At 57.5% G+C, this 8,202-nt stretch carries 11 protein-coding genes; 7 read left to right on the top strand and 4 right to left on the bottom strand.

The window, feature by feature from the left end:
• Positions 1–50: 50 nt before the first annotated feature.
• The 3 genes from WBC85_RS11530 to WBC85_RS11520 are packed head-to-tail and all read left to right on the top strand — an operon-like array spanning position 51 to position 3,279.
• A complete protein-coding gene (locus WBC85_RS11530; RefSeq protein WP_424437017.1) occupies positions 51–1,322 on the top strand; it encodes a vWA domain-containing protein in 1,272 nt (423 codons plus the stop codon).
• A complete protein-coding gene (locus tag WBC85_RS11525; protein ID WP_424437014.1) occupies positions 1,319–2,296 on the top strand; it encodes an XdhC family protein in 978 nt (325 codons plus the stop codon). Before WBC85_RS11530 ends, WBC85_RS11525 begins: the two co-directional genes overlap by 4 nt.
• Complete coding sequence (locus WBC85_RS11520) at positions 2,293–3,279, top strand: molybdopterin-binding protein (RefSeq protein WP_424437011.1); 987 nt, start codon at positions 2,293–2,295, stop codon at positions 3,277–3,279. The genes WBC85_RS11525 and WBC85_RS11520 overlap by 4 nt, the downstream gene beginning before the upstream one ends.
• Positions 3,280–3,345: 66 nt before the next feature.
• Here WBC85_RS11520 and WBC85_RS11515 read toward each other — a convergent pair whose 3' ends face one another.
• On the bottom strand, positions 3,346–3,945 hold the full coding sequence (locus WBC85_RS11515; RefSeq protein ID WP_424437008.1) for an SAM-dependent methyltransferase: 600 nt from the start codon (positions 3,943–3,945) through the stop codon (positions 3,346–3,348).
• Positions 3,946–4,034: 89 nt separating this feature from the next.
• Between WBC85_RS11515 and yghX the strand changes: the two genes are divergently transcribed.
• A complete protein-coding gene (yghX, locus tag WBC85_RS11510; RefSeq protein ID WP_424437005.1) occupies positions 4,035–4,922 on the top strand; it encodes a YghX family hydrolase in 888 nt (295 codons plus the stop codon).
• A gap of 139 nt (positions 4,923–5,061) precedes the next feature.
• On the opposite strand, the gene infC is transcribed toward yghX, so the two are convergent.
• Together infC and WBC85_RS11500 are read right to left on the bottom strand one after the other, a co-directional pair.
• Positions 5,062–5,607, bottom strand: a complete 546-nt coding sequence (gene infC, locus WBC85_RS11505) for a translation initiation factor IF-3 (RefSeq protein ID WP_424437020.1) — start codon at positions 5,605–5,607, stop codon at positions 5,062–5,064.
• 19 nt (positions 5,608–5,626) lie between these two features.
• Complete coding sequence (locus WBC85_RS11500; protein WP_424437002.1) at positions 5,627–5,758, bottom strand: hypothetical protein; 132 nt, start codon at positions 5,756–5,758, stop codon at positions 5,627–5,629.
• Positions 5,759–5,805: 47 nt separating this feature from the next.
• On the opposite strand from WBC85_RS11500, the gene WBC85_RS11495 reads away from it, so the two are divergent.
• The 3 genes from WBC85_RS11495 to WBC85_RS11485 all read left to right on the top strand — a co-directional run bounded on the left by WBC85_RS11495 (position 5,806) and on the right by WBC85_RS11485 (position 7,924).
• On the top strand, positions 5,806–6,657 hold the full coding sequence (locus WBC85_RS11495) for a translation initiation factor 3 (RefSeq protein WP_424436999.1): 852 nt from the start codon (positions 5,806–5,808) through the stop codon (positions 6,655–6,657).
• 144 nt (positions 6,658–6,801) lie between these two features.
• Positions 6,802–7,065 carry a hypothetical protein gene (locus tag WBC85_RS11490; RefSeq protein WP_424436996.1) on the top strand — a complete coding sequence of 88 codons (264 nt, stop codon included), beginning with the start codon at positions 6,802–6,804 and terminating at the stop codon, positions 7,063–7,065.
• A 46-nt stretch (positions 7,066–7,111) separates the two neighbouring features.
• Positions 7,112–7,924 (top strand): TauD/TfdA dioxygenase family protein, encoded by an 813-nt coding sequence (locus tag WBC85_RS11485; protein WP_424436993.1) that lies wholly within the window; start codon positions 7,112–7,114, stop codon positions 7,922–7,924.
• A 12-nt stretch (positions 7,925–7,936) separates the two neighbouring features.
• Here the strand turns inward: WBC85_RS11485 and WBC85_RS11480 are convergent.
• Positions 7,937–8,202, bottom strand: a 266-nt coding sequence (locus WBC85_RS11480) for a hypothetical protein (protein WP_424436990.1), incomplete at its 5' end; no start/stop codon positions are given.

Genomic DNA, 8,202 nt, shown 5'->3' with positions numbered 1-8,202 from the left:
TATCCCCCGGGGGTGGGGGGGTGTTAAAACCCCAGCCTTGGCCTCGAGAAATGGCTGAACTGATACCCCTGGAGCTGCCTGAAAACCCGCGCCTTGCAGGCAACATTACCTATTTCGCACGCGCATTGCGCAAGGCGGGCCTGCCCATCGGGCCGGGCCGCGTCATCGACGCCATACACGCGGTAGAGGCGGCGGGTTTCACCGACAGGCGCGATTTCTTCTGGACCTTGCAAGCCTGCTTTGTCTCGCGCCCGGAGCATCGCGCGGTCTTCAGTCAGGTCTTTCGTCTCTACTGGCGTGATCCACGGTTTATGGAACATATGATGGCGATGATGCTCCCTGCCATTCGCGGGGTTCAAGAAGACAAGGCACCCAAAGCCGCTGAAAAACGCGCGGCCGAGGCCCTGCTTGACGGGGCCAATCGCGATGTGCCGCAGCAAGAGGATGACAAGGACGAAGGCACGGAAATCGAAATCGACACCTCGCTTACCATGTCGTCGGAAGAACGCCTGCGCTCCCTCGATTTCGAGCAGATGAGCACAGATGAAGTGGCGCAGGCCAAGCGCATCCTTGCACGGCTGAAATTGCCAGTTGCGCCGCTAAAATCGCGCCGCCTGCGCAGCGCGGCCTCTGGCGCGAACATCGACTTTCGCGCGAGCATGCGCGCCTCGATGCGGCAAGGCGGTGAAATCCATCACCTTGCAAGGCAATCCCCGCGCATTCGCTGGCCCAATCTTGTGGTGCTTTGCGATATTTCGGGCTCCATGAGCCAGTATTCCCGCCTTGTGCTGCATTTTCTGCATGCTGTTGCCAACGACAAAGGCGCGGGCTGGGCCAAGGTCCATGCCTTCACCTTCGGCACCCGCCTGACCAATATCACGCGGCACCTGCGCCAGCGCGACGTGGACGCAGCGCTCGCAGCGGCTGGGGCAGAGGCGCAGGATTGGGAAGGCGGCACGCGCATCGGCGAGAGCCTTGAGCGTTTCAACAAAGACTGGTCGCGCCGCGTGCTCGGGCAGGGCGCTTTGGTGCTCTTGATAACCGATGGCCTTGATCGCGGAGAGCCAGAACGCCTAAGCGCTCAAATGCAGCGTTTGCAACTATCCTCAAAACGACTCATCTGGCTTAACCCCTTGTTGCGTTGGGATGAATTCGCACCCAAAGCACAAGGCATCCGCGCCATGCTGCCCTATGTCGACAGCTTTCGCGCAGGTCATTCCATTGCCTCTCTTGAAGATTTGGCGCAGGCTTTGTCGCAAAGCCATGACAGCGGTGAAAAGACCCGCCTCATGCGCGCAATGTCTGAGGAGAATGCCCGATGAGCGAGGCCAGTTTTGAGCAGATTCCGGAACAAGCCCTTGCCTGGCATCGCGCGGGTAAGGGAGCGGCGCTTGCCAGCGTCATCGAAACCTGGGGCAGCGCGCCGCGCCGCACGGGCAGCCAGCTTGCGATCAGCGGGCAGGGGGACATCATCGGCTCTGTCTCTGGTGGCTGCGTCGAGGGCGCTGTGATTGTTGAGGCGATTGAAGCGATTGAACATGGCGATGCGCGCGAATTGGAATTCGGCGTTTCGGACGGGGATGCTTTTGCTGTTGGCCTGGCCTGCGGCGGAACGATCCGCATACTTGTTGAACCCATCGGCACGGTCTTGAGCGAGCCGCTTTTGGCCGAACTTTGCACCGCGCGCGCCGCGCGCCAGCCAATCGCTTATGTGGCTGATCTGGATACGGGCGCGCGCCGCCTGCAACGCGAGGGGTTCGATGCGCGTTTCCGCATGGATCGATCCGGTTTTGAAGAGGGCAGCCGTCTCTTCGTCGCTATTCACAACCCGCCGCTGCGCCTTGCGGTCGTGGGGGCGGTTCATATTGCGCAAGCCTTGCTGCCGATGGCGCAAATGGCGGGCTATGATCCCGTGTTGATTGATCCGCGGGAAACCTTTGGCTCGCAGGCGCGGTTTCCAAACCAGAACATCCTGAACGACTGGCCTGCCGATGCGCTTGCGGCCTATGGCCTTGATACGCGCAGCGCGCTGGTGCTGCTGACCCATGATCCAAAACTGGATGATCCCGCACTTGAAATCGCGCTGAAATCCGAGGCCTTCTACATCGGCGCGCTCGGCTCGACCCGCACGCATTCCAAACGTGTCGCGCGCCTGAAAGAGGCGGGTTTTAGCGACCACGACATCGCCCGCATCCACGGTCCTGTCGGCCTTGATTTAGGCGCCTCCAGCCCCTCTGAAATCGCCGTGTCGATCATGGCCGAAATGACGCAGGTCCTGCGCAAGGGCGCGCTTTGAAGTTTGGTGCGGTTCCTCTTGGCGATGCGCGTGGCGGCATACTTGCCCATTCCATTGCCCTGCCAAAGGGGCGGCTGCGCAAGGGCATCGTTCTGGATCAATCCCATATTGAACAGCTGCATGCGCTCGGGCAGGTGCAGGTCACCGTCGCCCGGTTGGAGGCAGGTGATATCGAGGAAAATGAAGCCGCGCGCCGCTTGGGCGACGCTTTGCTTGCAGGATCGGTCGGGCTGCGCGCGAGCAAAGCGGCAACAGGGCGGGTCAACCTGATCGCAGATGGCGCGGGGCTGGCGGTATTGGATGTGTCCAAGCTGACAGCGCTGAATGCGGTCAATCCGATGATCTCTTTCGCAAGCGTGCCTGCGCATCATCAAATGCATGCGAATGCGATGCTGGGCACAGTCAAGATCATCTCGTATGCGGTGCCCGAAGGTGATCTGGTCGCCGCCTGTGCCCATGCGCGCGGGGCGGTGCAATTGGCGCAGCCGCTGAAACAAAACGTGTCGCTGGTTATCACCCAGATCAATGCGGGCAGCGATGAAAGCAAGGCGATTGCCGCAAGCGAAGCGCGCCTTGCAGCGCTCGACAGCCCGTTGATCGAAACACTGACATGCGCCCACACAGGCGCGGCGCTCAAAGATGCGATAGGCGCAGCAAAGGGCGATGTGATCCTCATTCTGACCGGCTCGGCAACCTCTGATCCGCAGGATGTCGCGCCCTCTGCATTGATCGCAGCAGGTGGCACGTTAGAACGGTTTGGTATGCCCGTAGACCCCGGTAACCTGCTGTTCCTCGGCTCTTTGCAAGGCAAACCCGTTATCGGCCTACCGGGCTGCGCGCGCTCGCCAGCGCTTAACGGGGCGGACAAAGTGCTCTCTCGCGTGCTTTGCGGCGTGCCGGTCACCAGTGAAGATATCGCAGCCATGGGCGTTGGCGGGCTGCTCAAGGAAATCCCCACGCGCCCAAGGCCCCGCAATGTTTAAACCCTTCTGTGGTCCCCAAATACCTCGGGGGGGGCTGATCTTCGATCAGGCGGGTGCAGCGCCCCGTTAAACGCGTGGCTTGCGCGCGACGAAATCAATCAATGCGGACATGCCGACATGGGCCGAACCCGACCGCTGCTCGGCCTCGTATTCCTCGCAAACCAGGATATCACAGCCCAAGAATATCTCATCGAAATCACCCGCCGTATACATGTTTTCAACATTGGGCGGCCCGCCTGTGCCAAACTCGATCTGTTTGGGCGTATAGCCATGAATCACCACCAACCCACCGGGTTTCGTTGCAGCCAGCATTTTGCGCCAAAGCTCATTTCGTGCGGCTGGGCCCACGAACTGGAAAAACAGCCCCAATGTGATGTCAAAAGCATCGCTTGGCCAATCCCATTCAAATAGATCCGACTGGATGAATGTCGCGCAAACACCATTCAGAGCGGCCAGTTTTTCCGCCTTGGCAACAGCGGAGGGGGCGAATTCCACGCCCGTTACATCCAAACCCCGTTTGGCCAAATGCACCCCGTTTCGCCCTTCGCCCTCGGCAATAGAAAGCAGCGATTGACCGGGTTCAAACAGGTCTGCGTGCTTTAACAGGAATGGGACCGGGTCCGTACCGAACAGATACCCGTCTTTGGCAAAGCGTTCTTCCCGCATAATGCAGCCCTTTAGTGAATCTTGGTATTGTCAGCTTCTCAAACTGCTTCATATTGCTTGGCAAGTGAACCCCAAGAGGAGCGATTAAAATGACACGCCTTACTGCGAAAGACTTTGATCCTAAACTGCTCGAACTTTATGATTTTTACGCGCACGGCATGATTACCAAGCGCCAGTTCCTTGAGGGGGCGGCAAAATTTGCTGTGGCAGGCATGACCGCAACGACCATTCTTGGATTGATGGCACCTAACTATGCGCTTGCCGAGCAGGTGTCCTTTAACGATCCCGATATCATGCCTGAATATATCACCTATCCATCGCCAAACGGGCATGGCGAGGTCCGAGGATACATGGTGCGTCCGGCTGGCGTCGAGCGCAAATTGCCCGCAGTTGTCGTCGTGCATGAAAATCGCGGCCTTAACCCCTATATCGAAGACGTTGCGCGCCGTTTGGCCAAGGCGGGCTTTATGGCGCTTGCACCTGATGGGCTAAGCTCTGTTGGCGGGTATCCGGGAAATGACGCTGAAGGGCGCGACCTTCAAAAAACCGTTGATCCGAAAAAACTGATGAATGATTTCTTCGCAGCTATCGAGTTTCTGATGGCGCATGAAGGGTCTACCGGCAACGTCGGAATTACCGGCTTTTGTTATGGCGGGGGCATCGCAAACGCTGCGGCGGTTGCCTATCCGGAACTAAAAGCCTCTGTTCCCTATTACGGACGTCAGGCCAATGCAGAAGATGTGCCAAAAATCCAAGCGCCATTGTTGCTTCACTATGGCGAGTTGGATGAGCGCGTAAATGCTGGCTGGCCAGAGTATGAAGCGGCACTTATCGCGAACGGCAAAGATTACGAGGCGCATATTTACGAGGCGGCCAACCACGGTTTCCACAATGACAGCACCCCGCGTTATGACGAAGCGATGGCAGAGCTGTCATGGGAACGCACGCTCGCGCATTTTAGAAAGCACCTCGCTTAACGCAACGGGCGCGAAAAGGGCGAAGAGGGGCTTTGATACAAATCGCGGCCCCTTTTTGTTTCATCAAGACGGGTGCCCTCAAATGAAAAAAGCCCGGCGTGATCGCCGGGCCTTTCCGATATATCTTTAGGTTCACCGACTATTTCGGCAAAGGTCCGATCAACATAACCATCTGGCGACCTTCCATCTTGGGGAAGTTCTCCACGCGGCCATGCTCTTTGGTGTCTTCCGCGACACGCTCCAGCAATTCACGGCCCAAGTTCAAATGCGCCATTTCGCGGCCACGGAAACGCAAGGTGACTTTCACTTTGTCACCGTTTTCCAGGAACTTGTAAACGTTACGCATTTTGACATCGTAGTCATTGGTGTCAGTGTTCGGACGGAACTTGACCTCTTTGATCTCGATGATCTTCTGTTTCTTACGCGCTTCGGCTTCACGCTTTTGCGTTTCGTATTTGAACTTGCCGAAATCCATGATCTTACAAACGGGTGGATTGGCATTCGGTGAAATTTCAACCAGATCAAGGCCGGCTTCTTCAGCCATAACCAATGCTTTGGCCGGATGAATAACACCGACGTTTTCACCTTCTACGCCAATCAGGCGAATTTCAGGGCAGCGGATTTTGTCGTTGACGCGTGGTCCGGTATCGCGCTGTGGCGGCGCGTTATGAGGTCTGCGGGCTATTGGATTGATCCTTTGATAGCTATGAAATCAGGTTTGCAAGATAGAGGTAGCAGCGCCGCTCTTCAAGCGGCAAATGGATGGGAATGCGGCCAAAATCATGGTTTTCCCCTTGCACATGGGCGTCTTTGAGCGCATTTCGCCATTGCAGCATTCTGGCGGTCGTGCCGGGTGCAACAGATTATCTCTAGGGGAAGATCAATGAAGAACTTGATTTGGGTTGTTATTGCAGCCGTAGTACTGGGCGGCGGATACATGTGGTATTCGGGCAATGCAGCTGAAAAAGCCGCAATGGTAGAAGCAGAAGCCACGAAAGCCGCAGAAGCTGCCGCTGCAAAAGCCGCAGAAGAAGCGAAAGCTGCTGAAGCAGCTGCTGCTGCCGAAGCGGCCAAGGCAGAAGAAGCCGCTGCCGCAGCTGCCAAAGCTGCTGAAGAAGAAGCTGCAGCCGCTGCTGCCAAGCTAGAAGAAGAAGCGAAAGCAGCCGCTGCAAAGCTTGAAGAAGAAGCAAAGGCCGCTGAAGAAGCTGCTGCCGCTGCTGTTGAGCAAACAGAAGAGCAGGCTGCCGCTGCTGCTGCAAAACTGGAAGAAGAAGCAAAAGCCGCTGAAGAAGCCGCCGCCGCTGCTGCTGCCAAAGCAGAAGAAGAGGCCGCCGCTGCCGCAAAAGCCGCTGAAGAAGCTGCTGCAAAGGCCGCAGCTGACGCAGAAGCCGCTGCCGCCGCTGCAAAAGAAGAAGCAGAAGCCGCCGCCGCTGCCGCAACTGAAGCTGCCGAAGGCGCGACAGAAGCTGCCGAAGGCGCGACAGAAGCTGCCGCAGAAGCAGTTGAAACAGCGACAGAAACAGCGACCGAAGCAGCAAGCGAAGCTGCTGGCGGTTTGGCTGATCTGTTGACGCCAGAAGGCTTCAACCTCGAAAAAGTCGGCGAAATGATCGACGGCTCCGAGCTGGGTGCACTGAAGAAAACAGCGCTGAAAACTGCTCTGGACGGTGCGAAAGACAATCCTGAACTGCTCAAGGGCGTTCTGGAGCAGATCAAAGGCGCGATGGGCATGTAAGCCCTCCGCATAGATTGACGGAAAAGCCCCGATCATTTGGTCGGGGCTTTTTTATTGAGGTTCAGGCATTGTATTTCCCCGTGAAGCGGATGCCGCAAAGGCAGTAGCCTGCACTCATGTTTCTGTAACGAGTGGGGGATTAACATGAAGCGACTGATCGTATTGGGCCTGACCTGTGCGCTGGCAGCTTGTCAAAGTGACACTGCGGCAAACATCGGCAAAATGACAGGTTTGAAAAAGCCCGAACAGGTGGATGCCGCGCCATTGCGCCCGACAGGTTCTGCCTTCAATGCTGCATCCAGCAGCAAGGTCACCGATTTCGCCAGCTGCGCCACCGTGGGAATTGTGATTGCCGTTACCACGCCCGCCCAATGCGTGCACGACGGCGTGACCTTTACCAACGGGTAAATCTTAAGGCTTGCATAGCGAGCGCTTTGATCGTCATGTTTGCGTCATGAAACTCGCAAAGCTCTCTGGTGCGGTTGGCGCCGAACTCACGGATCTAGATCTGAATAGGCTTTCGGACGCAGGCTTTGATGAACTCAAGGCCGCGCTCTTTGCGCATGGTATGGTGGTGATCCGGCGCCAATCGCTTTCGCCGCAAGCGCATATCGCGCTGGCGGAGCGGTTCGGCAAAATCGACATCAACCGCTTTTTCACGCCCGTTGCCACCCATCCGATGATCGCCGAAGTGCGCACCAAGCCAGAGATGACACGTGTCATCGGCGGCACATGGCACACCGATCATTCCTACGATCAAGCGCCCGCCATGTGTTCTATCCTCGCCGCGCGCGAATTACCGCCCTATGGTGGGGATACGCTCTTTGCGTCGATGACCGCCGCCTATGAGGGGTTGTCCGAGGGCCTCAAAACCACCCTGCGCTCTCTACGTGCAGTCCATTCCGACGGCAGCTTTGCGGATAGCCGCGTCGGGATCAAAGCAGACGAGAGCGCGTTCAAAGCGCCCGCCATACACCCCTGCATCATCGCGCACCCCGTCACCGGCGCGCCCTGCCTATATGTGAACGGCGATTTCACGTTGAATTTCGAAGGTTGGACCCCAGAGGAAAGCGCGCCCTTGCTCAGCTACCTCTACGCCCACGCGACCCGCCCCGAATATTCCTGCCGCCTGCGCTGGGAGGAGGGAAGCGTCGCCATCTGGGACAACCGCCTCGTGCAACATTTCGCCTGCGCCGATTACGCAGGGCATGGGCGGTTGATGCACCGGATCACGGTGGAGGGGGTGGCGCTACCACCCTTCGCGTAAGGGCTTAGGCGATTAACCGTTTTCATCCGGCGGCTCAGGCGGGCGATACCCCTCAGGATCGGCTTTCCACTTGTCCCATTCTTCATCGAACTCATCTTCGTCCATTTCAAAATCGGGCCAATGCGTGGGCCAGCCCCAGTCATCGGGAAGCGTAACAGAACGATCACCAAAACACTGCGCGACATGATCCTGAAAATCAGGTATCTTTGTACAATCCATATCTCTCAAAGCTGCAAATTGGATTGCCGCAGCTTTGAGAGATTTGACCCCCTGCATGC

Source organism: Planktotalea sp. (assembly GCF_049680325.1).
In the GTDB taxonomy this organism is placed as follows: Bacteria; Pseudomonadota; Alphaproteobacteria; order Rhodobacterales; family Rhodobacteraceae; genus Planktotalea.
Note: the sequence above shows the minus strand (reverse complement) of the source record. Positions and strands in the feature narration are given on the sequence as shown.

What these genes read in the sequence shown, in the direction of transcription:
- WBC85_RS11530 (WP_424437017.1), top strand. Translation starts at nt 51, where the DNA reads ATGGCTGAACTGATACCCCTGGAGCTGCCTGAAAACCCGCGCCTTGCA.
- WBC85_RS11525 (WP_424437014.1), top strand. Translation starts at nt 1,319, where the DNA reads ATGAGCGAGGCCAGTTTTGAGCAGATTCCGGAACAAGCCCTTGCCTGG.
- WBC85_RS11515 (WP_424437008.1), bottom strand. Translation starts at nt 3,945, where the DNA reads ATGCGGGAAGAACGCTTTGCCAAAGACGGGTATCTGTTCGGTACGGAC.
- yghX (WP_424437005.1), top strand. Translation starts at nt 4,035, where the DNA reads ATGACACGCCTTACTGCGAAAGACTTTGATCCTAAACTGCTCGAACTT.
- WBC85_RS11500 (WP_424437002.1), bottom strand. Translation starts at nt 5,758, where the DNA reads ATGCTGCAATGGCGAAATGCGCTCAAAGACGCCCATGTGCAAGGGGAA.
- WBC85_RS11495 (WP_424436999.1), top strand. Translation starts at nt 5,806, where the DNA reads ATGAAGAACTTGATTTGGGTTGTTATTGCAGCCGTAGTACTGGGCGGC.
- WBC85_RS11490 (WP_424436996.1), top strand. Translation starts at nt 6,802, where the DNA reads ATGAAGCGACTGATCGTATTGGGCCTGACCTGTGCGCTGGCAGCTTGT.
- WBC85_RS11485 (WP_424436993.1), top strand. Translation starts at nt 7,112, where the DNA reads ATGAAACTCGCAAAGCTCTCTGGTGCGGTTGGCGCCGAACTCACGGAT.